Source organism: Peribacillus deserti (assembly GCF_016909175.1).
In the GTDB taxonomy this organism is placed as follows: Bacteria; Bacillota; Bacilli; order Bacillales; family DSM-1321; genus Paraperibacillus; species Paraperibacillus deserti.
Genome location: NZ_JAFBFI010000026.1, coordinates 15,499 through 38,492, shown reverse-complemented (window position 1 = coordinate 38,492; position 22,994 = coordinate 15,499). Strand labels below are relative to the sequence as shown.

Here is a 22,994-nt window from a genome sequence, read left to right as displayed (position 1 = left end):
ATTAAATAAAATGACCCCGGTACAATACCGGGATCATTTATTAGCAGCATAGGGCCTTTTTATTAAACTGTCCATTTTAGGGGTTACAGTTCACAAGGCAAAGGGAGTCCGTTTTCTTTGAATTATTTTTTCGTATTTATTTACAGCTTACCTGCTGCTCTTAGGGTAGTAACATTGCCATAATCATCAGAGACCAGGACTTCGATTATAGCACCAGCAGCTTTCAAATTAGATATGGCCGTATAATAGCCTTCTTAGTGGACCTGTTAATGATTTTCACTTAGGCAGTTCAGTGGCATTGTTTAGGCCATGCTTTTTACAAGAGCTTTCAGGGAGCCTAGTGGACGCCAATAAAATGTCTGGGCTCCAAGTCCATAAAAACTAATAAGCCTTATAAAGGATAGAACAGTTCTGAATTCATTATAGGAAACTAAAAGTTACCTTAGAATCATGATATATTTCTGGCTAAATAGATTCCATTTGTAACAATACGTCCGGCGAGCTAAGTCTTTTCCTAACACAAAATTAGGAAATCAACCTGCAAGTAAACAGCTATATATCCCAACGAGACTTTACAATTTTATTAAATGATGATTGTTTTTGTTTATTTTAATTAAAAATATGAAATAATATGATTGTTTTTGAGTGAATATGATTGATTTTTGAAAAGGTTTTCTTTATTATAAGAATATGAAAGATGAGGTGACCCTTTATGCTTGCTGATGAAAGACACCAGATAATCATCTCGAAGCTAAAGCAGCAGGGAACAATTAAGCTTACAGAATTAATAGAAGAGCTTCATGTTTCTGAAGCAACGCTAAGGCGTGATTTAGCTCAGCTGGAAAAAATGAAATTATTAAAAAGAGTCCATGGCGGAGCTGCTCTTCTGCAGAGAAAGGGCTTTGAACTTGGAATACATGAAAAAGTCCATCAATTCCTTGCAGAAAAACAAGAGATAGCTAGTATGGCAGCATCTTACATCAACGAAGGAGATTGCATTTATCTTGATGCAGGAACGACCGTTTCTGAACTCATCCCTTACCTAAAGGAAAAAAATGTAACCGTTCTCACAAATGGGCTTATGCATTTTCCCAGTCTAGCAGAGTATGAAATAAAAACTATGATCGTCGGGGGACAGGTTAAGGTTTCGACTAATGCAATTATAGGAAGCACAGCGGTGAGTTTTTTATCTCAATATCGCTTTGATAAATGTTTTCTGGGAATGAATGGCATCCACAGCCAGCTGGGTTTAACCACACCTGACCCAGAAGAGGCCCTCCTGAAAAAAACGGCTATGCAGTTATCCAGCGAATGCTATGTGCTGGCTGACAGCTCTAAGTTAAACGAAGCCACTTTTGCAAAAGTGGGAGATATAACGGATGCAGTTATTATTACTGATTCCAATAATCAATCTGCTCTAGAGGAAATCCGCAAGAATTCAAAAATAAAGGTAGTGACACCATGATTTATACAGTTACGCTCAATCCTTCTATTGACTATATCGTGGAAGTGGAAGATTTTCAGATTAATTCATTAAACAGAATGAAACAAGAAGCGAAATTCCCAGGTGGGAAAGGTATTAATGTATCCCGGGTGCTCAGCCGGATAGGGAGCGGGAACAAAGCGCTGGGATTTATCGGCGGTTTTACCGGGAGTTTCATAGAGTCTTTTTTACAAGCAGAAAATGTGCATATGGATTTTACACATATAGCTGAAGATACAAGAATCAATATTAAATTAAAAACGGGCAAAGAAACAGAAATAAATGGCTTAGGTCCAAAAATAACAGAAGAAAACTATCAGGAGCTTCTAGCTAAGATAGATCGCCTTGCGAGTCAGGATACGATCGTTCTTGCAGGGAGCGTTCCTCCGAGCTTTCCTCCTAATTTCTATGAAACTGTTACAAAAAGATGTGCTCAAAGAGGCGTAAAAGTGGTCGTTGATACGAGCGGCCCTTCTCTCATGGATGTGGTAAAACACCGCCCATTTTTAATAAAACCTAACCACCATGAATTAGGGGATCTTTTTTCAGTGGAAATTGAAACTGTAAAAGATGCAGCATTCTATGCAAAAAAATTAATAGAAGCAGGGGCAAGAAATGTTATTGTGTCAATGGCCGGCGAAGGGGCTGTACTGCAGACTGAAGGCAAGACCTATACTGCTGGCGTTCCTCGCGGAAATGTGGTGAATTCTGTAGGTGCGGGTGACTCCGTAGTAGCAGGATTTATAGGGAAATATACAAAAACAAATGACATCATACAAGCATTCAAATATGGAATTGCAGCAGGAAGTGCTACGGCGTTTTCGACCGATCTCTGTCAGAAACAAGAGATTGAAGCCCTATTGCCTCAGGTGCATATTCAGCAGTTAGAGGAGGATATTAAATGAAAATCACGGATCTATTAAAGCAGGATACAGTCATTCTTGACCTTGTATCGAGCAAAAAAGCGGAAGTAATCGATGAACTTGTAAATAAGCTGCATGAAGCCGGCCGTTTACAAGATAAAGAAGGCTATAAAGCTGCCATCCTAAAAAGAGAACAACAAAGTACAACCGGTATTGGTGAAGGAATTGCGATTCCGCATGCTAAAACAGCAGCTGTTAAGATTCCGTCCATTTGTTTCGGAAGAGCTGTTAACGGCATCGATTATGAGTCTTTAGACGGGCAGCCTGCTAAATTGTTCTTTATGATTGCAGCGAGTGAAGGGGCTAACAACGCCCACCTGGAAACCCTTTCCCGTTTATCTTCCCTCTTGATGGATGAAGGTTTTCGTCAAAAGCTGCTTACAGCAGCAACAAAGGAAGAAGTCATTAACATTATTGACGAGAAAGAAAAGGAAACGGCCGAAGAGGCCAAAGAAGTTAGCCCGTCTGCAGCTGGCAGCAGCACCTCCTCCAAAAATAGAATACTTGCCGTCACAGCATGTCCTACTGGAATCGCCCATACTTATATGGCAGCTGATTCCTTAAAGGCAAAAGCCAAAGAAATGGGCATAGATATAAAGGTTGAAACCAATGGTTCAACTGGAGTGAAAAATGGATTAACTCCCAAGGAGATTGAAGAGGCTCAAGCGATTATTGTCGCGGCAGATAAACAGGTGGAAATGGACCGTTTTAACGGAAAACATGTAATCATAGTCCCTGTTGCTCAGGGGATTAGGAAGCCCCAGGAGTTGATAGAGCGAGCCGTAAAGCAGGATGCTCCCGTGTACCAGGCTGGAAACAGCAAGAAGAGCAGTGATTCGGCTTCTATTGGTTCTGGCATCTATAAACATTTGATGAGCGGTGTAAGCAATATGCTGCCTTTCGTCGTGGGTGGAGGAATTCTTATTGCCCTTTCCTTTATTTTTGGAATCAAAGCATTTGACCCAGAAGATCCAAGCTTCCATCCGCTGGCGAAAGCACTGATGGATATAGGCGGAGGCGGAAGCGGTGCCTTCTTCTTCCTTGTTCCTGTATTAGCAGGGTTTATCGCCAGCAGTATAGCAGACCGTCCTGGATTTGCACCTGGTATGGTGGGCGGCTTGCTTGCAGCACAGGCAGGAGCCGGCTTTCTCGGAGGATTAATTGCTGGTTTCCTAGCCGGCTATGTTGTTTTAGGGCTGAAAAGAGTATTCGAAAAACTGCCCCAGCAGCTAGAGGGAATAAAACCAGTACTTCTTTATCCAGTTTTTGGTATATTAATTACCGGTCTCATCATGCTGTTTGTGTTTAATGATCCTGTAACTGCAATTAACAAAGGGATGACTTCATGGTTAAATGGACTTTCCGGAACTAACAAGATATTTCTTGGTATTATCCTCGGCGGGATGATGGCCGTAGATATGGGAGGCCCCATCAATAAAGCTGCCTTCACTTTTGGTATAGCGGCTATTGAAGCGGGAAGCCTGGGACCCCATGCTGCAGTTATGGCTGGAGGTATGGTTCCACCGCTTGGTATTGCACTTGCTACAACATTCTTTAAAAATAGATTTACAGAAACAGAAAGAAAATCAGGAATCACCAATTATTTCCTGGGCGCTTCTTTCATAACAGAAGGTGCCATTCCATTCGCGGCTGCAGATCCGATACGTGTAATAATCAGCAGTGTCATTGGAGCTGCTACTGCTGGAGCTCTGACCATGTTCTTCAATGTTTCGTTACAGGCTCCGCATGGCGGTATATTTGCAATCTTCCTTGCAGTAAATCATAAATTGCTTTATATCTTTGCAATCCTTATAGGTTCTGTCATTACGGCTGTAATCCTGGGAATTTGGAAAAAGAAAGCTCTTGCGGTACAAGCGCCAAAGGGAACAGCATCTGAATAACCATTTATTCAAAAGCCATCCGGAAGGATGGTTTTTTGTATAAAGAAATTTTGAGCAACTTTGATAAATGAAATCGTACCTATACTTTCATGTTAGATTTTAAAGATAATCATTCACCTTATTTTTTAGCAAGTCCGGTTGGGGGGCTTATAATGCAGGAAACGCTCCTTATTTATTAATGAAAGCGCTTAATTATGCCGAAATAGTTTTTTGTTGATAAAAAATAGATAAAGTTGTTGTATTTGCCAGAATATTTGTTATATTAGAACAATAAAAAGAATGGAGAGGGGTTAAACACGATGATTGCACCACTTGTAATCAAAGAATATACTTTCCTCTTATGATGCAAAATGCATTGCTATAGGTATCAAGTATTATTAATCTACTACATTTACATAATAGGAGTGTTCATCATGAAGGAGTATATTGTTGAAAGAATGTATAAAGCTTCAGCGGGAGTGGCCAATGCCGTTTTGGTGACATTAGGTATTGGGCTTTTGTTTGAATCCATAGGAAATTTCACGGGATGGGAGGTATTAGCAGTAATCGGCGGTGCAGCTAAGGTTTTGCTTGCACCGGCGATTGGAGCAGCCGTTGCCTTTCAATTGGGGGGAAATACACTGGTCCTCTTTAGTGCGATGGCTTGTGCGGTCATTGGAGGGAATGCAATCACACAATCACCGGAAGGAGTTTTCACTATAGTAACAGGCCAGCCACTCAGCGCTATATTAGCAGCTGCTGTAGCTACATACGTGGGTAAAAGAGTAACTGGACGAACTAAGCTTGATATGATGGCCATTCCAATTGCAGCTATTTTTACAGGGGGTATCGCTGGCGTTGGTCTTGCAGCCGTTACAACTCCACTATTACAAAAAATCAGTGAAGAAATTACTTCTTCCGTACAGGGAAACCCTTTGATTGCTTCTATGGTTATTTCCTTGGTCTGGAGTATACTTCTTATGTCTCCAGCCTCGTCAGCGGCCATTGCTATTGCGTTACAGCTCGACCCTGTTTCAAGCGCAGCAGCTTTAATTGGATGTACAGCTCAATTTGCCGGTTTTACAGCCATGTCACTGCGCCAGAACGATTTAGGAGGCTTTCTTGCACAGGTGTTAGTCACACCAAAGGTTCAGTTTCCCAACCTGATCAAGAACCCGCGCCTAGTAATACCGACTTTTGCAGCAGCTATCATCTGTGCACCTATAGCGACATTAGCATTCGATTTTAAGGCAACTTATGAGATAGCGGGTCTCGGGCTTAATTCATTAATTGCACCATTAAATATAATAGCGAATCAAGGTATATCTGCTTTTCTTATATTCATAGCTGTTGGTGTTGTTCTTCCCATCGTAATATCGCTGGCTCTTTATCAAATAATAAAGGTAATTGGCTGGGTAAAAAAAGGCGACTTGCATATGGAAATTCAATGATCACCAAAACGATTCTTCTTTCTTTCTGGAGAATCGTTTGTCATTTTATAGAGTGAACCGGGATGCTCACGTATTTTTTCTCTTATTCTGTAAAATAATGGCTTGTAGTATAATAAATTCAAAATCTAGAAATATAGCGGGGAGATCAGCATGGAAATCTCAAAGGGTTTTGTAAAAGTTACTGGCGGAGAAGTATGGTATAGAAGAGTGAAGAACGGGGGGAACGGAATTCCTCTATTAGTGCTTCATGGCGGTCCAGGAAATTCACATCTTCCATTAGAGGCATTGGACGTTCTTAATGAACATCGAGAAGTCATATACTATGATCAGCTTGGTTCAGGTTATTCCCAGCGTCCAGATAATCCCAATTTGTGGCGTTTAGACAGGTTTGTCGAAGAATTAGGGCAGGTAAGAAAGGAACTTAGATTAGAAGAGGTACATATTCTTGGTCATTCATGGGGAACAACCCTGCTCTCTTCTTATCTGTTAACTAGCCCAAATGGAGTTAAGAGCGCGGTTTTTTCAAGCCCGTGTTTAAGTGCACCCCGCTGGGCAGATGACCAGAAACGTCTGCTTAAAGAAATGCCGTCTGAAGTCCAGGCCATAATTGATAGGAGCGAAGCAGAAGGCACCACAGACAGCAAGGAATACAAAGAGGCTACACAGGAATATTACAAAAAACATGTATGCCGCCTCGATCCGTGGCCGGAAGTTATGAAAAAGGCATTTACTTTAGGCAATTCAGATATTTACCTATCCATGTGGGGTCCGTCTGAGTTTTGTGTTACAGGAAATCTTAAGGAATATGACTGCACTCCCAGACTGCACGAAATTAACGTTCCGTCGCTGTTTTTGTGCGGCAGGTATGATGAGGCAGCACCTGATACAACTATCTACTTCAGCAGTCTTGTTCCTGAAGCAAAATATCACATTTTTGAGGAGAGCTCCCATACTCCTTACCTTGAACAGCATGAGGAATATGCGGCTGTAGTTTCTGCTTACTTACATGAGTCAGAACACAAAGCATAGTATGTTGTCTTAAAACCTGATTCCGTTATTTGGAACAGGTTTTTTTATAGTTATTTAACTAAACTCCTGTACAAATCCAAATATCCGGCCTCCTAATCTTTCCATCTAATACTCTGTGATCAAACTTGTTTAATACATAAAAGGAAGATACAATTTAAAATAATATACTATAAAAAGCAGTTGTATTGAGCCTTGTTAATGGGAATAAATGTAACAAAGGAGGGCGCTTATGAGAAAGCTTCTGCTATTAGTAATCATTGTGTGTATATCCTGGTTCGCCATTCATAATAAATATCCCAATATAGATGTTAAATCAGAAGTAGAACAGATTAAATCAGAATTAGCAGCCGTAAAAGAAAACCCTGACTTTTCAAATTTCATAGAACGCTTTTCTGCCGAAATTAAAGAATTGGGGGTTCAACTGGACTCATCAATTAATCAGCTGTCGCAAAATAAGGAAGAGTTAAAATCTACAATTCTTGAAAAGCCTACATTATCTGCTCCAAATGCCCAAGTTTTTTCGGTATATAATATAGAGCTTGGAGATACAAAAACACAGGTAGAACAGGAACTGGGCGCTCCAAAACGATCAACCTACAACGAGTATGGAGTGAAATGGTATACCTATCATAAAAATTATCAGCACTTTTTAATGGCAGCTTATGATAAAAACAATAAGGTGGTTGGTTTATACACGAACCAGGATTTAATCTCATCTTCTAAAGGAATAAAGCTAGGAGCTCCTAAAGAAAAAGTTATCAATGAGTTAGGAAAACCTATGGATCGTATGCAAAAAGGTTTGGTCTATTATTTGATTCCAAAGGAAAGAGATTATGACCTATTTCTTATAGGAGACAGCTATACAACCGTATTCTACGACAAGCATCAAAAAAATACCGTTACAGCTATTCAAATTATTAGGAAAGACATTGAAAGAGAAAAAAATGATTTTTACACAAAAGGCAGCAAACAGCTGGAAGAAGGTTTTGAGTATCAATTATTTGATTTAACTAACGCTGCACGTGTACAGCATGGACAAAATGCTCTTACCTGGGACAGCCGAATCAAAGAAACCGCACAAAAGCATAGTAAGGATATGGCAGTGAATCATTTCTTCGATCATACCAATTTAAAAGGGCAGTCCCCTTTTGACCGAATGGAAGAGGACAATATTCGTTACAGAGTTGCTGGTGAAAATATTGCATATGGGCAATTAAGCAGTATATTTGCACATGAAGGGCTCATGAATTCAATGGGGCATAGGGAAAATATTCTTAAGCCTGATTTCAGGCTCCTTGGTGTAGGAGTCGCCTTTAACTCTAAATCCCAGCCCTACTATACTGAAAATTTTTATACGAAATAACTTAGCGAGATTAAGAAAGGAAGGAAGAGGCGCGTTTTTATCATCAAGCTGGCGAGAAACAAATAAATGCCAGTACTGTGATAACACTTCTCGTTATTTTGTACTGCAAAATCCAACGAACGTTCTGTCACATTTGTAAGTTATCGTCGAAAATAAGATTTTATTTTAACGCAAATCTTAAAAATCTTAACTTCTATAATCGTCCTTTTTATAAATAGTTGGGGCTGCCTGATGGTGCCCTTATGTCATTAATCATGTTATTTGCAATTACTTAATAACCATAACCATCTAAAACCAAAAGAGGTACAGCCGCTGTGACTGAACCTTTTTTATGCGAGCGCAGACTTGCATGCAGAACCGCTATTTCACATCAAACCATAATGATCTTTTATCAGTCGGATTTCCATTGTAATTCACCAGTATTTCTTCGCCGGGCTTAATGTCTTTAATAGCATAAAACTTGATGGTTCTTTTCTTGAAATTCATATAATAGATAGCATTTGGACTATAGGAATGATTAAAAAGAGAGCCATACCCTAATGCAAGAGCAATATCACCTGGGGCACTTCCCCAATCAAATAAGTATTCCCTAAAGATCGTATGTTTTAGATAATTAAATTCTTTTTTTGGAGAAACAATAACCGGAGCTTTGTGTATGAATTCACCTTTTTTAATAAGCTTCACAGCAAAGATTCCTCTTCCTCTTCCGTGTTTAGACTGCTTAACTTTGAACATGATCTCACCGCCGATGTTTTAACATGGTATCAAGCCTGGGTGTTTAAGGTTTTATAACATTTGGATTTAAGAACTTGTTGGTTTCTTTTGTTAATATATGCCGGTTCACGGGAGGGTGGAATGTTATTAAATATGATTGTAAATAAAATAAATGTGCTTATGTAATCGTATTTCTTGCAGGCAGGGAAATGGGAAATAATGTGCATCGGAAGAATATTGAAATTTTAAAACAGCACTCTAACAATGCTTGATGAATGGCATTAAAAGGGTATGAAGCAATGGGCATGCACATTGGGGTGTTTTAAAATGTTAAGCAGACGAGAAACCACTGGATAATTGTGCTGTACCCAAATCTTATAGAGGATTCACTCTTCACCAGAGTGTACTGCAGGTACAAAACAGAGAAAATACCTTGAGGCAGACTGTTGATATCTATCTGAACAAGACCTTCAGCGAATGAATGAAGCGGCTCCACCAGCAGGCAAGCGGTATAAATATAAAAGTATTAATTTAAAAACAATAAATAAAGCCGATTCCTTTAATGGAGCGGCTTCATTTATTGTATATTTTATTTAATTTTTGAGCTTAATATCGTAATCTCCCGTTCGCATCGTTTACACCTTCGCTGGATTGAAACTGGCGGGTACTTCTGCCTTGAGATGATGTATTTAAAAATGGCAGCTGCTTTTTAATTTTTTCAATGTTCTCTGGTGCTGCCATTGATTGGATTTGGGACATTACTTTGTCACGAGAACTCTTATTTCGCAGAAAATATGCTGCAGCTCCTATAGCAAGGGTACTTAACATTTTTGAATTCATTCTGTTTCCTCCTTTGATGTATGAGCGTATTTTATGTATTCCCTATACGGGTTCTTATAAACTATCAATAAAAACGACAGAAAATAAAAAGACTGCACCTAGGCAGTCTTTACAGTTATTTCCACTCTAATATACCACCAAGATCTTCATACACTTAATCTGGCAGAATGTTTAATTCTTCCATTGGAAGGTTAGTTCGGTTTATCCATGCAGTTTGAAATCCAAAGTTTTTGGCTCCGGCGATATCCCATCCATTTGAAGAGATAAACAAAAGCTCCTCACGCCTCAATTCAAGCATATGAGCTGCATGTCCATAAGCACTTGGAGCAGGTTTATAATGCTTAACTTCATCAATGCTGATAACAGAATCGAATAAATGTAAGAAGCCGGCCTGTTTCAGCAGAGGATTGAGCATATCGTATGATCCATTCGAAAGAATGGCTAATTTTTTATGAGTCAGCTGATTCAGTATGTTTTTAGCTTCTGGGTAAGGAGCCAAGTGGAGGTATGCATCCATTAAGGTTTCTTCCTGTACTGAATTTAATTCTTCAAAATGTTCTTTAACCGCATAGCGAAGGGCATCTATTGTGACATTAAAGAACGTATCATATTTTCCCATCAACTGGCGTACAAAGGCATACTCCAGTTGCTTTCTCCGCCAAATAAGGCTGATAGATTCACCTTTTGCAGGATATAATTCCTCACACTTCTTCTTCACTGAATATATATCAAACAAGGTCCCATACACGTCAAAAATTACACCTTTTACTGAAGAGCGCATCACTTTTTCCATTCCTTTTTCTAGTGTTTCTTTTATTGTGTCTAATTCCTGGAAAAATAACAATGCCTGATAACAAGTTCATTATTTTAAGGGTGAGTTTAACCAATAGGCTCTTTTTCTAAAAGATTGTTGTTAAAAGCAAATGTATAATATTAACAAAAATTGGTTGAGCTAAAATGCTATTAGGTGGTGTTCACATGAAATTTAAGAGCTTTATCGTAACCTTTGCAACTCTTGTTTTTATGACAGGGCTGCTTTTCTTAGTGGGACATACGTTTCCTATTCCTTGGTTTATGTTTCATCACGAATATACAGATAATGCAAATGGTGTCTTCGTTACAACTGGGTCAGTTGTTCCTTTGATTATTGGTCTGATATTCAGTTTTTTTGCAGAGAAAATTTATGTTTATAAGTACCGACAATAACCTGGTTGAGAACACCAAGTTTTTAATGCTCTTATTTTTACGACGGTAGTAAAATTCACACGCTGACAAGTAGCAAGAAGCATTTCCTTAATCGTTCTTGAAAAGGCATTTTCTTGTTATTTCAAGGAAACGATGCCAAAACAAATAATATGAATGATACTTTCATGTGTTTCATTAGAAAAATAGAATAAAAAGGAACTTTTCATAGATTTTTTACCCATTTAATAGATTTTTACTTTCCAGCGGAAGTGTTAGCGGACAAATAACATCTTATGCAGGCTTTTTAGCAGCTTAGAAGCTTCAAGTAGCAATTTATGATCAAGTTTTTGGTTTTTATGCTTAAGTATTTTAGATCTATGCTTTAGTTCTTTGGTTTTATGATTTAGTTTAGGAAGTTTATGCTTATCTATGCTTATATTTCGTTGTTTCTGCTTACAGATAACGGGATATGCTTCTCGTACTGGATTTTTGCTGTACATATGCGGGGAATTATCATTTCATTTTATTTTGTGTAATATAAAATGATTATGTAAACTTTAATAACAGCCAGGAAGCTAAAAACCCCGTCAGAGTGCCACCCAACCTGATTAATTTATTAACATGTTTGACAGCTGGCATGGACATGAAACTCTCCTGTTATATTCTACAATTAAAGCCTACTTCTAAACTAGTTTATACCTGGATTTATTTTTTCCACAGCAGGTTTTTATTAAATAAAGGCGGGTACACTTATAAAGCAGCCGCTTTAATGGAAATGCAGATGTACCGAATGTTTACCGGTTATTTCATTTGGAAGAACCAGGTAACCCAAAGGTGCTGGCTTTCCAGGTGGTCCATATTGGCTGTAAGGATTCGAGGATTTTCGCTTTAGTAGTTTTATCTTAAAGGATAAATCTGCACATAAGACAAACCTCGTTCCTTTACAAGAAAAAAGCCTCTACCGTGACGGTACAGGCTTTTTTTTGTTTTCGGTTAAAATTATACTGGGCTATTATTATTTTCAAATTGGTACATCATTTGTTCAGAAATGGCTGAATAGCCGCTTGAGTTTGGATGGATGCCATCTGGTGATAAATAGTTAAGATTTTGGTTGTTGATGACCCTGGTGGTTTCAACCACTAGGGAAGAAGGAATTTCACTTGAAATTTGATAAATCATTAAGTTCCATTGCGGCAGAAGTTTGGTTCCCAAACTGTAAAAAGGACTTTTTTCAGGGAGTGGATTATACAATTCTAAAAAAAGTATGGTCGCGTCTGGGTTTAACTCTGTTATATATTTTGAAATACCGGTAAGGTTATTTGAAAATGTGGACTGTAACTCATCGAAAGATTTTAGTGCACTTAACATATCCCTATTCCCGGCAGATGCAGCCATTTTTAGTATATCATTCCCGCCTATATTGATCGTAACAATGTCGGCTTTTTTTATTGCTTCATTATAAGAACCTTCTGTAATTAATGAATGAAGGGTGGAGCTGGTTATGCCGTTAATTCCTTCATTTTGAAAGGTAACAGGTTTTTGTATAGAGTTTTCTAGCGAGTATGAGAAGTGAGAAACAAGATTTTGGTCAGGAGATACTCCATAGCCCTTTATGATGGAATCACCTAATGCAAGGTGGTTCAGTTGTGTTTTAGCTGAATCTTTATAATATTCCAGATAAGACTGTGTATTTATAGTAGTCATATTCCGTTCTTCAGTCCCTTTAGATTTCAATTTACTTAACTGGTATTGAGGATAATAAACCCAGGCAGCGAAAGCAAATACAGCAAGCAAAATAGTTATAAAAAGAAATTTTAATATCTTCATAATCTTCCCACCTAACAATTACTATTATAACATAATTTAGGAGATTACTATTTGGAAGTATTTGGACTAAAACCCTTCTGGGACTGCTTTTTGCTTTGCTTTTCCTAATCAAATTATGGCATTAACGTTTTTACTTGCATCATGGGTGGAAGAAAGCTAAGAAATTGTTTCAAGTTAAGCAGCCTGGCAGCGTTATTTTAGGAACGCTCCTAAATAAAAAAGATGTCTATTATCCTAAAGGATAATAGTACGTTATGTCGAATATTAGTATAGATGTTAAAACGGTTCTTTCACTTAAACAGTTAAAATCATGGAGGAGTTAAAAATGACTAAGACAGTAAAAGCAGCAATTATCGGATGTGGCGGCATTGCAAATGGGAAGCACCTGCCATCCCTTAAGAAATTAGAAAGTGTGGAACTCGCAGCATTCTGTGATATAGACGAAGAAAGAGCTTTTAAGGCAAGAGATGCTTTCGGAAACGGACATTCCAAGGTTTATAGTAATTATTTGGAGCTATTGAATGATCCTGCTATTGATGTAGTCCATGTATGTACACCCAATGATTCACATGCAGAAATAACCATTGCAGCACTAGAAGCAGGAAAGCATGTGATGTGCGAAAAGCCAATGGCTAAAACATCTGCTGAAGCTAGGCAAATGCTGAAGGCTGCAAAACGTACCGGTAAAAAACTATCGATTGGATATCAAAACCGTTACAGACAGGACAGTCAATTTTTACATAAATACTGCGAAGATGGGGGGCTGGGCGAGATTTATTTCGCTAAGGCCCATGCCATCAGAAGGCGTGCTGTACCTACCTGGGGAGTATTCCTGGATGAAGAAAAGCAAGGGGGCGGCCCTTTAATTGATATAGGGACCCATGCTTTGGACCTAACGCTGTGGATGATGAATAATTACAAACCAAAAGCCGTTCTGGGAACTACTTTCCATAAACTCGGTAAAAAGAAAGACGCAGCAAATGCCTGGGGGTCCTGGGACCCTGAAGAGTTCAAAGTGGAAGATTCAGCTTTCGGGTTCATTACTATGGAAAATGGAGCTACTATTATTTTAGAATCGAGCTGGGCCTTGAATACTCTTCAGACCGGGGAAGCAAAATGTACTCTTTCTGGAACAGAGGGTGGAGCAGATATGCAGGATGGACTTCGGATTAATGGTGAGGAATTTGGCAAGCTGTATACGAAAGCGGTGGAGATGTCAGCTGGAGGAGCGGCCTTCTATGATGAAAAACAGGAAAGTGAGGCAGAACTGGAAGCAAGATTGTGGATTGAATGCATTATAAATGATACAGAGCCAGTAGTGAAACCAGAAGAAGCATTAGTGGTGACTCAAATACTTGAAGCCATTTACGAATCTTCTAAAACAGGAAAGGCCGTATATTTCGGAGAATAGTTTTAGCAGAACCATATCGGAAGAGCATTGCTTTAGCGCAGTGCTCTTTTGCTGTCTTAAAGCAGTATACTTGAAATTCGCGATGAAATAATTTAACATTTTATAAAATTCAAACTTAAGAAGAGGGAAGCTATGTCTATACAAAAAGTCCGAGATTACGTGAAAATTTTTAACGAACATTTAGAGCCGATTGAGTTCACCGAAAAGACTAATACAGTGGAAGAAGCTGCAAAAGCGCTAGGAGTAGAAGGAGCGCAAATCGCGAAATCGATCCTTTTTAAAACAGGAAATCAGTTTGGCTTATTTGTAACAGCGGGAGATATACGAATTAACCAAAAGAAGGTGAAAAAGTTGTTAGGCCCTGGAAAACCAAAGCTTGCTTCGCCGAAAGAAGTTGAGGAAATTACCGGATTTCCTATTGGAGGGGTTTGTCCTTTTGCTTTGAACGAAGAGGTTCCTATTTTCCTGGATGAGTCGATGAATCGGTTTGAAAAAGTCTACACGGCTGCAGGTACACCTCATTCAGCACTTCCAATCACTTTTACACAACTTTGTGAAATTACGAAGGGTACAGTAATAGATGCTGAGAATATTGATTAAAAAATACCTTCGAAAACAGCCGGAGTCTTAAAGGTCCGGCTGGTTTTTGTGTGCAAAAATAAACAAAAAACGAAGTTGAATGATGATCCCGATGAGCATTATATTTTTCGGATTTAAGCTGTCCTGCGGGGGAAAAGAATTGAAAAGGACTATATACTTAATTGTTTATAAATAGAGATGCTATACATGTTTTCTATGTAAGCATAGCATGCAGAAGGGAACCAGCTATATAAAATTAGGCGGACAAGTACCAAGGACTAAAAGTGTCGATAACAGTATTCCTTTGTTGTTAGAAGGATATCAGTTTATTCAAAACCGTTGCCCGAAATTTCACTCTGATATTTTTCAAACACGACTACTGGGGGAGAAGGTAATCTGCATGAGCGGGGAAGAAGCGGCAGCAGTATTCTATGATAATGAGCGGTTCTAGCGAAAGGGAGCAGCTCCAAAAAGGATTAAGCAGACATTATTTGGTGAAAAAGCTATTCAGACAATGAATGGTAATGCAAATAAACACCGAAAGTTGTTATTTATGTCACTTATGACTCCCCCAGTGTGAAAAAGCTTTCAAATCTTATTTTAGCGAATTGGGAAGCCTATGCACGGAGATGGACCAGCATGGAGAAGATCATACTATTTGATGAGATCCAGGAAATTCTATGCCGTGCAGCCTGCCAGTGGGCTGGAGTCCCTCTGAAAGAATCTGAACTTAAGCAAACAGCAGATGATTTTGGGGCGATGGTTGATGCCTTCGGGGCAGTTGGGCTTAGGCATTGGCAGGGCAGGCGTGCGCGTAAACGGACTGAAAAGTGGATTTCTAGAGTAATTGAAAAAATTCGTGCTCATAAGCTGCAATCTAAGGCAGGAACAGCTGCAAATGCAAAGGCATATCATCGTTAACAGGATGGAAATCATCTGGATACAAATATGGCAGCCGTTGAGCTGATCAAAGTTTTAAGACCTATTGTGGCTATTGCAACCTTTATTACTTTTGGGTTGTTAGCAATGTATAAGTACCCAGATTCGAATAAAAATTACAACTGAATCAAGATGGAGATGATCTTGAAATGTTTGTGCAGGAAGTCCGGCGTTTTTATCCCTTTGGCCCATTTTTAGGGGCAAGAGTACGCACGGATTTCACCTGGAACAATTGCCGTTTCACTAAAGGCAGGCTGGTTTTGCTTGATATGTATGGAACAAATCATGACCCCAGGCTTTGGGAACAGCCGTATGAATTCAGTCCTGGATTTAAGGATTGGGAGGGCAGTTTATTTGATTTAATTCCTCAGGGCGGCGGCAATCCGTATAATGGCCATCGCTGTCCGGGCGAGAGTATAACCATTGAAGCGATGAAGATTAGCCTGGACTTTCTTGCTAATAAAATAGCCTATGAAGTCCCTCCACAGGAATTGGACTTCAGTTTGACGAGAATGCCGGCTATCCCTAAAAGCAGATTCATTTTAAAAAATGTTAGATAAGTATTACCTGTACTCTTATATTAAAGCTAATAGTCCAATGAAATCTAAATGAATATTAAAAAAGAATGGTTTATTATTCACAAACTGGGTATATAAAAGTAGGCCAATTAAAAAGGAGGAAACAAGATGGAACATGTAAAAGCACTTCTTATTAAATTCGTTATGATTGCAGTAGTTTTAGGCATCATTCTCTCCGGAATATTTGGCGGAGAATTGAGCGACACACTATTAATTAGTGCCGTACTTACTGTGTTAGCCTATGTTTTGGGAGATTTGTTCATATTCCGAGGCACTAGAAATGATACCGAGTATTCAAAAAGGAATATGGTAGCTACCATTTCCGATATGGTATTAACTTTTATCGTTGTATGGCTTATGGGGAATGCATTATTTACTGATACGGAGCAGACGCTATTAGGAGCTCTTCTTTCTGCCATTGCAGTAGGAGCTGGTGAGTGGTTCTTCCACAAATATCTTGCCAATAACGTATTTAACGAAAGACACCGTCATGAATCTGCTCATTAAAGATTTGTGATTTACGAGCCTTTCAGACTGCCGGCATAGCCGGCAGTTTATTTTTTTGCTCTATAAAAAGAAAGGAAAACGAAAAGTGCTAAGGTATATGCAAAACCAGATAGAAAGCTGGAATTAGAGAGTTAACGATAGCCAGCTTTTGAAGCTTCTGGAGATAATGAAGATTTGGGGCAGGAAATTAGTTCTGTTCGCAAACCCATGATAACCCTATTGTACCAACCCCTGTATGGACTCCTGCAACTGGTATCAGCATTAAAGTTTCAGTTTCAAGACCTGGAATGGATTCAGTAATCAGCTGCTGAACTTTCAATGCCTGTTCTGCATTATTTGCATGTACAACCGCTGCTTTTCTAATTTTATATTGCTTGTTTTCTTCTTGAAGCTGCGAAATAAGCCATGCTAAAGCTCTTTTTTCAGTTCTCACTTTTTCTTTAATTTTTGCTTCTCCATTTTCTATAGATAATATAGGCTTAATCTTAAATAAGTCAGCCAGCATTTTTTGTGTGCCTGAAACTCGGCCGCTTTTGTGAAGCTGATTCAGGTTGGAAGGCACCAGGTAAAGTCTGGTATGGTCACGATAACTCTTCAGCTTGCTGATTAGTTCTTGTTCATGAAGACCAGAGTCAAGCAATTCTATTCCTTTCTTGATTAGAAAAGAGAGAGGATAGGAACCAGTTTGTGAATCTAGAGCAAAAATTTTAAATTCAGCTATTTCTGCTGCCATCATAGAAGTCTGATAGGTTCCTGTAAGTTTGCTTGAAGCATGAATTGCTATTCCAAAATCATATTCACTCTTAAGACTTTTGTACAAATCAACAAAATCACCCACAGATGGCTGTGATGATTGGAACGTACCTTCTTCTTTTTCCATTCGTTCATAAAATTCTTTATCTGTTATATCTATCATTTCTTTAAAAGATACTTGATTAATAAGTACATTAAGCGGTACAACAAATATATTGTTGTTTTCGATAAATTCTCTGCTTAAAGAGCTGGTTGTGTCCGTTATCCAGGCAACTTTAGCTTTTTTCATAATTGAGTCCTCCCATAAAAATGTAACTGTGAATCTGTTAAAAGATACTCTTTAATTTTGGTAGATTTACAACAAAAAAAACATACACAAATGTCATGTTTTTGCGCTAAAGTTATTTCAAAATATGTATATTTTGTGAAAAACATTCAGATGGAATTTTCCTGAAAGGGTATAATACAGTACTTCAATGAAATCAAATCGACGGGTGAGGCAGCTCTATGTAAACGGAAATAGTTAAGCTTATAGTATGTAATTCCTTGAATAAGTGAAATATTTGGCTGCAATCATACCTCCACTGCTATAATTTGTGAGGAGCAGCAGTACTGCAGCTAGTTGTAGGCAGCTCTAATATATCTAGTGTAACTATAAAATGATACATAAATATAGAAGGTGAAAAATGACGACATTTAAAGCCAAAGAAGTAATCTTTCTGTTTGTAATTACTTTAACTGGAGTGCTTTATTCAGTTATTGCACATATACCATTAGTTATCGGGTTTTTACCGGGATTCCTAGTATTGCTTGTTCTCTGCAGGCAAAAGAAAGTACCAATTAAAAAGTTGCTGGATATCTCTTTTAGAGGAGCGGCTAAAACCAGAATTGTTGTTCTGATATTGTTCTTTGTGAGCTTCTTGCTTCCATCCTGGCATTTATCAGGGACTCTTGACCAAATGGTAGCAGTTACCTTGCGGCTGCTTGATCCAAATCATTTTTTTATTTTATCCTTCTTAGCTGCAGCTTTGTTTTCTATGACGCTTGGTACGTCTGTTGGTACTTTAAGCGCCATTGGAGTACCGATTATGAGTACGGCTGTTTTACTGGGACTGCCAATGGAAATAACTGCGGGAGCCCTTATTTCCGGCGCTTTTGTAGGTGATCGTACTTCTCCTTTTTCAAGTGCCCATCAGCTGATGGCACATACGATTGAAATTAGTGTTAAGAGCCAGCAGAAAGCAATGATCACTACCACTTTGCCAGCAATTTTAATTTGCTGTTTGTTTTATGCCATAATAGATCATTTTATTGATATACAAGGTAAGACCTTATTCGTTAATTCTAATGGAAGCATTCTTTTCATTCAGTTTATCCCGCCGCTATTTTTAGTTGTAATGGTACTTATGAGAGTAAAGATTCTATACGGATTTATCGCGAGCATAGCTTCAGCTGGTTTAATTGCCATATATAAGAGTCTCTCTTTTTCTCAGCTTCTCTATGGTTTTTGGTATGGAATCGAAGGAACTGGTGGAGGTCTCGCTCATATGTACTCTTTACTGCTATTTATTATAGTGGCGGGAGCTTACAACGGTCTTCTTGAAGAACTCAATATGATTCAGCCATACTTGGACAAATGGCTGAAGACTTCTAAGTCTCTGAAAGACGATTCTATTAAGATCATTTTATCGACTTTATTTATCTCTTTTATAGCAGCCAATCAAACATTGCCAATAATCCTTACCGGAAGGTCATTCCTTTCTCATTGGAGTAAATATTATAAAAGGGAGGACCTTGCAAGAGTGATGGGTGACACCACTCTTATTTTTCCAGGAATGGTGCCATGGAGCATACTTGCGATCATGTGCAGTACTATCTTGAATGTGTCTCTCTTTTCCTATTTGCCTTATGCGGTTTTTTTATGGATTCTGCCATGCCTCACCATTTTATTTTCAATTTTGAGGAATGGAAATCTCAAAATAAACGATCGTCCACTAGAATCAGATGGGAAATTGTAAAATGACTAAGTTAGTAAGATGGAGAAAGCTAATGGATACTTGGAAAAATAATAATTTTGTGATTTCTACAAAGAAAGAATTATTAGATATAATTACGATTCATCATTTTCTAAGTAACGATTCTTATTGGTCAAAAGGTATAACAAGAGAAAAAGTTGTAAAATCAATAAAGAATATTCCACTTTGTTTTGGGATTTATGAGACCAGTCCAAGCGGTATGTATAAACAAGCGGGATTTGGCCGGGTAATCACTGATCTAACGACCTTTGGATACCTAAGTGATGTGTTTGTTCTCCCAGCATATCGGGGAAAGGGATTATCCAAATGGTTAGTGGAGGTAATTACAGAACAAGAAGACCTTTTAGAAGTCAGGAGGCTGATGTTAGCAACTCATGATGCTCATTCGCTATATGCAGGTTATGGGTTCGTGCAGCTAGATCAGCCCCTGCATTTTATGGAGAAACGTAACAAAATATTAAAAAGTTAAACGCCGGAGGCGGAATGGGATGACGAAGCAGAAATTCAACGCAGAATTTTTGTTCTAATGAATGGATTAACCCCAAAATAGGTAAGGCGGCAGCTTTTTATCAGATAGTCCAAAAAACAGAAAGCCCACTGCGCCGGCTTTCTGTTTTTTGATTACTATACTTTATTTTTCCGGAATTTTTATTGGTGTATTCAAGGTGTATTGATCCTTATAAGATCGATAGGTGATAAGATCCTGTGCTTGTGACTGGACATCCAATTGCAGAATATTAGCGTTTCTTTTTTCTAAATAATAAAAGATATCTCCGCTGTTTAATTCATACACACTATACATATTACCCAAAAGTACTTTTCGTTTCATTTTGGTGTCAGGATGCTTTTGGATATAATCCGCCAATTGAGGTATAGTTGCTGAATTCGTACCCGTGAAATCAAATATACGTTCTTTTACACTGGCATTGGCTTGATTCAATGAAAGCTTAGCTTTGTGTACAATTTTATTTATGATCCCCATTGCCATTCCTCCTTTAATAAACTTATGTGACTTCACATCTTATTAAAATGTTATTCCCAATGTCGATTTTCAATAAACTGCTATTTTTATGCTGGGTCGAGCCTTTGGTATACTTTGGCGAGCCCGTAATCATTGGGCATATATTAAACCTTGTATCAAAACAAAAAGGCCCGGGAGAACCCCGAGCCTCTACCGTTGCGAATGGTTAAGTCCCGCAACGAGTATAATAATAGTATACCCCGTATTTTATTAACTTAAACAGAAAATCTAAAGTTAAATTAAAAACAATGCGCCGGCCGGCTGAATCATATTTAATCTGCAAGCAACTAAATAGATATGTAACATATACTATGATAAAATAGAATTATGTTACATGGATGGAGAGATGAAGATGGATTTTGTTGAGCCATTTAAGGATGTTCAGCAAATTGACGAAATCAAAAAGGATCTTAAACAACATTCTGAAAGGGATTTTTTACTTTTTGTTATGGGAATTAATACCGGCATGAAAATTAGTGACATGCTTGTCATAAAAGCTGGTGATGTAGTTTGCGGCAAGAATAAAATTAAAACTTTTTACGAGATTCCCTGTGAAGAATCAGTACGCCAAAAGGAGATTTACTTTAATTCCAAAGTAAGATCTGCCTTGGAACATTACCTAAATAACTCCGGATTATCTCCAAATGATTACATTTATGCCTCACTAAAAACAAAGAATCCTATCAGCCGCCAGCAGGCACATCGCATCATACATGATGCTATCGATCGTCTTGGCATTAAAGGGAAATTTGGTGCCAGCTCCATGCGTAAAACCTTTGGCTATCATGCATACAAAAAAGGTGTTTCTATCTCCATCATCCAAGAACACTACCATCATGCCACCCCATCAGAAACCTATAAATATCTTGGCATTACTAAGGAAGAACCTGCTCGTTCGATTATTGATGTGAATTTGTAAAATTGGTATTTAGAGAAAAATTGATTAAAAAGGCGGGATCTTATGACAGAACTTATTCAAGCAAAAGCACAGCATAAAAAATTAACAAAAGGTAGGATTATCAGCCGGGTAATCATTATTACAATTGGTGCCTTATTAATGGCCACAGGATTGGAAATTTTCCTAATACCTAACCACGTAATTGATGGGGGCATTACAGGTATATCGATTATGCTTTCACATCTTACAGGTCTAGAACTGGGGATTTTCTTGTTCGGATTAAACCTGCCATTTATTTACCTGGGTTATAAGCAAATTGGGAAAACATTTGCCTTTTCTTCCGTATATGGAATTATAGCTCTATCAGTTTTTGCTACTCTTTTTCATCCTGTTCCTGCCTTTACGGATGATATTCTGCTCGCTACGATTTTTGGGGGCATGGCTTTAGGTGTAGGTGTCGGGTTAGTTATCCGAAATGGCGGAGCCTTAGACGGGACAGAGATTCTCGCGATTGTCATAAACAAGCGCGTGCCTTTTTCTGTTGGTGAAATAGTTATGTTTGTAAATATTTTCATTTTAGGTGCTGCTGGTTTTGTCTTCAGCTGGGATAGAGCCATGTACTCCATCCTCGCATATGTAATCGCAGCAAAAGCCATTGATACAGTAGTAGACGGAATTGAAGGATCCAAATCGGCCTATATTATCAGTGATCAAATTACTGAAATTGGAGATGCCATCAATGCCCGATTAGGAAGGGGAGTCACTTATCTTCAAGGGGAAGGTGCCTATACAGGCGATGAAAAGAAAGTGATTTTCTGTATCATTACCCGACTCGAAGAATCCAAGCTTGTATCATTGGTTGAAGATATTGATCCAAAATCATTCATTGCTATAGCCGACATTGCTGAGGTGCGCGGCGGACGCTTCAAAAAAAGAAGCATACATTAAATTCTGTCTTTCCTTATACTTTGCCATTTTACCCGCCAATCCATTAAGGAGTGGCGGTTTTTTTGTTAAACCAAAAGAAAGGGGAACTGTTAAAGGTATTGTTTGCCGTTTCTTCTTTTACTAAGCCTATATTAAAGTACATTGTTGATTTTGGCACTATGTTGATATTCGCTTCAGGCGCGAGAATCCTGAGCAAGGGAAACCCCACAGGCGTAAAATGTGAGAGGAGGCCGGCGCCCGCGGTAAGCGAGTGCCCTCCTGTTGTTCAGCTGCGAACTGCCTTCCTCGTCGTTCTGGACCGTTCTCCGCATTTTTTGCTGCAATCAACAGGCAACTTAACAGAGCTTTTACTTAAAATACCCTTTATTTTAAGACATTCCACTGTTACGATCCAAAATCAAAGTCCCCACATTTGGTATAAAGGCGGGAAAAATAGGATTACATTTGCTGGATTGCCATAAAATCCGATTTTGCCTGCTATGGCAGTCATTGAACTATGCGGTGTCAGCTGATTCCTTAGTCCTGTGATGCTAAAATTAAACCATTCATACTAATTCCGTAAAAAATCAAATAGGGTGAGTCAAAACACAGAGGAAAGCTAGTTTTTAACCAAAGACTAATAACTTTAC

General features: G+C 38.5%; 21 protein-coding genes and 2 pseudogenes. 16 read left to right on the top strand and 7 right to left on the bottom strand.

Annotation, left to right across the window (positions count from 1 at the left end; all coding sequences use genetic code 11):
- Window positions 1-712 precede the first annotated feature (712 nt).
- The 6 genes from JOC77_RS19240 (at window position 713) to JOC77_RS19215 (ending at window position 8,129) form a co-directional block, all read left to right on the top strand.
- Window positions 713-1,465: a DeoR/GlpR family DNA-binding transcription regulator gene (locus JOC77_RS19240; protein WP_204547318.1), complete on the top strand. Its 753-nt coding sequence runs from the start codon at window positions 713-715 to the stop codon at window positions 1,463-1,465.
- Window positions 1,462-2,388: a 1-phosphofructokinase gene (gene pfkB, locus JOC77_RS19235; RefSeq protein ID WP_204547315.1), complete on the top strand. Its 927-nt coding sequence runs from the start codon at window positions 1,462-1,464 to the stop codon at window positions 2,386-2,388. Before JOC77_RS19240 ends, pfkB begins: the two co-directional genes overlap by 4 nt.
- Window positions 2,385-4,307 carry a PTS fructose transporter subunit IIABC gene (locus JOC77_RS19230; protein ID WP_204547311.1) on the top strand — a complete coding sequence of 641 codons (1,923 nt, stop codon included), beginning with the start codon at window positions 2,385-2,387 and terminating at the stop codon, window positions 4,305-4,307. Before pfkB ends, JOC77_RS19230 begins: the two co-directional genes overlap by 4 nt.
- Window positions 4,308-4,720: 413 nt before the next feature.
- The gene (locus tag JOC77_RS19225; RefSeq protein WP_204547308.1) at window positions 4,721-5,737 is read left to right on the top strand and encodes a PTS sugar transporter subunit IIC; all 1,017 of its coding nucleotides are present in this window, start codon (window positions 4,721-4,723) and stop codon (window positions 5,735-5,737) included.
- A gap of 150 nt (window positions 5,738-5,887) precedes the next feature.
- Complete coding sequence (locus tag JOC77_RS19220) at window positions 5,888-6,766, top strand: proline iminopeptidase-family hydrolase (RefSeq protein WP_204547305.1); 879 nt, start codon at window positions 5,888-5,890, stop codon at window positions 6,764-6,766.
- Between the two features lie 229 nt (window positions 6,767-6,995).
- The gene (locus JOC77_RS19215; RefSeq protein ID WP_204547302.1) at window positions 6,996-8,129 is read left to right on the top strand and encodes a CAP domain-containing protein; all 1,134 of its coding nucleotides are present in this window, start codon (window positions 6,996-6,998) and stop codon (window positions 8,127-8,129) included.
- 360 nt (window positions 8,130-8,489) lie between these two features.
- Here JOC77_RS19215 and JOC77_RS19210 read toward each other — a convergent pair whose 3' ends face one another.
- The 3 genes from JOC77_RS19210 to JOC77_RS19200 all read right to left on the bottom strand — a co-directional run bounded on the left by JOC77_RS19210 (window position 8,490) and on the right by JOC77_RS19200 (window position 10,464).
- Window positions 8,490-8,864, bottom strand: coding sequence for an SET domain-containing protein (locus tag JOC77_RS19210; RefSeq protein WP_204547299.1), 375 nt, complete (start codon window positions 8,862-8,864; stop codon window positions 8,490-8,492).
- A gap of 585 nt (window positions 8,865-9,449) precedes the next feature.
- On the bottom strand, window positions 9,450-9,683 hold the full coding sequence (locus tag JOC77_RS19205) for a hypothetical protein (RefSeq protein ID WP_204547335.1): 234 nt from the start codon (window positions 9,681-9,683) through the stop codon (window positions 9,450-9,452).
- Window positions 9,684-9,837: 154 nt separating this feature from the next.
- Window positions 9,838-10,464: a haloacid dehalogenase type II gene (locus tag JOC77_RS19200; RefSeq protein WP_204547333.1), complete on the bottom strand. Its 627-nt coding sequence runs from the start codon at window positions 10,462-10,464 to the stop codon at window positions 9,838-9,840.
- Between the two features lie 197 nt (window positions 10,465-10,661).
- On the opposite strand from JOC77_RS19200, the gene JOC77_RS19195 reads away from it, so the two are divergent.
- Window positions 10,662-10,889, top strand: a complete 228-nt coding sequence (locus tag JOC77_RS19195) for a hypothetical protein (RefSeq protein ID WP_204547285.1) — start codon at window positions 10,662-10,664, stop codon at window positions 10,887-10,889.
- Here the strand turns inward: JOC77_RS19195 and JOC77_RS21910 are convergent.
- Both JOC77_RS21910 and JOC77_RS19190 read right to left on the bottom strand, forming a co-directional pair.
- Window positions 10,871-11,051: pseudogene (locus JOC77_RS21910) on the bottom strand (hypothetical protein); the annotation flags it as partial. The gene JOC77_RS19195 and the pseudogene JOC77_RS21910 overlap by 19 nt on opposite strands.
- A gap of 816 nt (window positions 11,052-11,867) precedes the next feature.
- Entirely contained in the window at window positions 11,868-12,695 is an 828-nt protein-coding gene (locus tag JOC77_RS19190; RefSeq protein WP_204547282.1) for a GDSL-type esterase/lipase family protein, read from the bottom strand.
- Between the two features lie 325 nt (window positions 12,696-13,020).
- On the opposite strand from JOC77_RS19190, the gene JOC77_RS19185 reads away from it, so the two are divergent.
- The 4 genes and pseudogenes from JOC77_RS19185 (at window position 13,021) to JOC77_RS19170 (ending at window position 16,709) form a co-directional block, all read left to right on the top strand.
- On the top strand, window positions 13,021-14,106 hold the full coding sequence (locus tag JOC77_RS19185; RefSeq protein WP_204547279.1) for a Gfo/Idh/MocA family protein: 1,086 nt from the start codon (window positions 13,021-13,023) through the stop codon (window positions 14,104-14,106).
- Window positions 14,107-14,238: 132 nt separating this feature from the next.
- Window positions 14,239-14,706 (top strand): YbaK/EbsC family protein, encoded by a 468-nt coding sequence (locus tag JOC77_RS19180; RefSeq protein WP_204547277.1) that lies wholly within the window; start codon window positions 14,239-14,241, stop codon window positions 14,704-14,706.
- Between the two features lie 208 nt (window positions 14,707-14,914).
- Window positions 14,915-16,184 (top strand): annotated as a pseudogene (locus JOC77_RS19175) (cytochrome P450).
- Between the two features lie 126 nt (window positions 16,185-16,310).
- The gene (locus tag JOC77_RS19170) at window positions 16,311-16,709 is read left to right on the top strand and encodes a YndM family protein (protein ID WP_204547274.1); all 399 of its coding nucleotides are present in this window, start codon (window positions 16,311-16,313) and stop codon (window positions 16,707-16,709) included.
- A 187-nt stretch (window positions 16,710-16,896) separates the two neighbouring features.
- On the opposite strand, the gene JOC77_RS19165 is transcribed toward JOC77_RS19170, so the two are convergent.
- Window positions 16,897-17,751: a DegV family protein gene (locus tag JOC77_RS19165; RefSeq protein ID WP_204547269.1), complete on the bottom strand. Its 855-nt coding sequence runs from the start codon at window positions 17,749-17,751 to the stop codon at window positions 16,897-16,899.
- A gap of 397 nt (window positions 17,752-18,148) precedes the next feature.
- On the opposite strand from JOC77_RS19165, the gene JOC77_RS19160 reads away from it, so the two are divergent.
- Complete coding sequence (locus tag JOC77_RS19160; protein WP_204547266.1) at window positions 18,149-19,480, top strand: Na+/H+ antiporter NhaC family protein; 1,332 nt, start codon at window positions 18,149-18,151, stop codon at window positions 19,478-19,480.
- A 31-nt stretch (window positions 19,481-19,511) separates the two neighbouring features.
- Complete coding sequence (locus JOC77_RS19155) at window positions 19,512-19,967, top strand: GNAT family N-acetyltransferase (protein WP_204547263.1); 456 nt, start codon at window positions 19,512-19,514, stop codon at window positions 19,965-19,967.
- A 162-nt stretch (window positions 19,968-20,129) separates the two neighbouring features.
- Here the strand turns inward: JOC77_RS19155 and JOC77_RS19150 are convergent, their stop codons facing one another.
- Complete coding sequence (locus tag JOC77_RS19150; protein WP_204547260.1) at window positions 20,130-20,480, bottom strand: hypothetical protein; 351 nt, start codon at window positions 20,478-20,480, stop codon at window positions 20,130-20,132.
- Window positions 20,481-20,871: 391 nt separating this feature from the next.
- Between JOC77_RS19150 and JOC77_RS19145 the strand changes: the two genes are divergently transcribed.
- From JOC77_RS19145 to JOC77_RS19135, 3 genes are all read left to right on the top strand, one after another.
- Complete coding sequence (locus JOC77_RS19145; protein ID WP_204547257.1) at window positions 20,872-21,438, top strand: tyrosine-type recombinase/integrase; 567 nt, start codon at window positions 20,872-20,874, stop codon at window positions 21,436-21,438.
- Window positions 21,439-21,480: 42 nt separating this feature from the next.
- A complete protein-coding gene (locus JOC77_RS19140; RefSeq protein WP_204547240.1) occupies window positions 21,481-22,365 on the top strand; it encodes a YitT family protein in 885 nt (294 codons plus the stop codon).
- A gap of 62 nt (window positions 22,366-22,427) precedes the next feature.
- Window positions 22,428-22,826, top strand: coding sequence for a hypothetical protein (locus JOC77_RS19135; RefSeq protein ID WP_204547237.1), 399 nt, complete (start codon window positions 22,428-22,430; stop codon window positions 22,824-22,826).
- The last annotated feature ends 168 nt before the right edge of the window (window positions 22,827-22,994 follow it).